The sequence below is a fragment of the Buttiauxella cochleicola genome (genome assembly GCF_021282405.1).
In the GTDB taxonomy this organism is placed as follows: Bacteria; Pseudomonadota; Gammaproteobacteria; order Enterobacterales; family Enterobacteriaceae; genus Buttiauxella; species Buttiauxella massiliensis.
The window spans coordinates 1-1,681 of record NZ_JAJSOU010000034.1 but is presented as its reverse complement, the minus strand read 5'-3'; the positions used below and the strand labels follow the sequence as shown (position 1 = coordinate 1,681).

General features: G+C 52.6%; 1 rRNA gene. It reads left to right on the top strand.

Annotated features, from left to right (window positions below):
- Positions 1 to 136: 136 nt before the first annotated feature.
- Positions 137 to 1,676, top strand: a 16S ribosomal RNA gene (locus LVQ79_RS22455).
- Positions 1,677 to 1,681: the final 5 nt, after the last annotated feature.

Sequence of the window (1,681 nt, the reverse complement as noted above, 5' to 3'; positions counted from 1 at the left end):
TTGATATCTCAGATACCTTCGGGTATCAAAAAAATATCAAGTCTTGAAGAGTGACCAAGCAGTAATTCATTTAGTTGAATTATTACGAAAGTTAATTTTTGAGCACCGCTTCACGAGTTGAAGCAAATCAAGCTTTTAATTGAAGAGTTTGATCATGGCTCAGATTGAACGCTGGCGGCAGGCCTAACACATGCAAGTCGAGCGGTAGCACAGGGAGCTTGCTCCTGGGTGACGAGCGGCGGACGGGTGAGTAATGTCTGGGAAACTGCCTGATGGAGGGGGATAACTACTGGAAACGGTAGCTAATACCGCATAACGTCTTCGGACCAAAGAGGGGGACCTTCGGGCCTCTTGCCATCAGATGTGCCCAGATGGGATTAGCTAGTAGGTGAGGTAATGGCTCACCTAGGCGACGATCCCTAGCTGGTCTGAGAGGATGACCAGCCACACTGGAACTGAGACACGGTCCAGACTCCTACGGGAGGCAGCAGTGGGGAATATTGCACAATGGGCGCAAGCCTGATGCAGCCATGCCGCGTGTATGAAGAAGGCCTTCGGGTTGTAAAGTACTTTCAGCGAGGAGGAAGGCATTGTGGTTAATAACCGCAGTGATTGACGTTACTCGCAGAAGAAGCACCGGCTAACTCCGTGCCAGCAGCCGCGGTAATACGGAGGGTGCAAGCGTTAATCGGAATTACTGGGCGTAAAGCGCACGCAGGCGGTCTGTCAAGTCGGATGTGAAATCCCCGGGCTCAACCTGGGAACTGCATTCGAAACTGGCAGGCTAGAGTCTTGTAGAGGGGGGTAGAATTCCAGGTGTAGCGGTGAAATGCGTAGAGATCTGGAGGAATACCGGTGGCGAAGGCGGCCCCCTGGACAAAGACTGACGCTCAGGTGCGAAAGCGTGGGGAGCAAACAGGATTAGATACCCTGGTAGTCCACGCCGTAAACGATGTCGACTTGGAGGTTGTTCCCTTGAGGAGTGGCTTCCGGAGCTAACGCGTTAAGTCGACCGCCTGGGGAGTACGGCCGCAAGGTTAAAACTCAAATGAATTGACGGGGGCCCGCACAAGCGGTGGAGCATGTGGTTTAATTCGATGCAACGCGAAGAACCTTACCTACTCTTGACATCCAGAGAATTTGCTAGAGATAGCTTAGTGCCTTCGGGAACTCTGAGACAGGTGCTGCATGGCTGTCGTCAGCTCGTGTTGTGAAATGTTGGGTTAAGTCCCGCAACGAGCGCAACCCTTATCCTTTGTTGCCAGCGGTTCGGCCGGGAACTCAAAGGAGACTGCCAGTGATAAACTGGAGGAAGGTGGGGATGACGTCAAGTCATCATGGCCCTTACGAGTAGGGCTACACACGTGCTACAATGGCGCATACAAAGAGAAGCGACCTCGCGAGAGCAAGCGGACCTCATAAAGTGCGTCGTAGTCCGGATCGGAGTCTGCAACTCGACTCCGTGAAGTCGGAATCGCTAGTAATCGTAGATCAGAATGCTACGGTGAATACGTTCCCGGGCCTTGTACACACCGCCCGTCACACCATGGGAGTGGGTTGCAAAAGAAGTAGGTAGCTTAACCTTCGGGAGGGCGCTTACCACTTTGTGATTCATGACTGGGGTGAAGTCGTAACAAGGTAACCGTAGGGGAACCTGCGGTTGGATCACCTCCTTACCTAA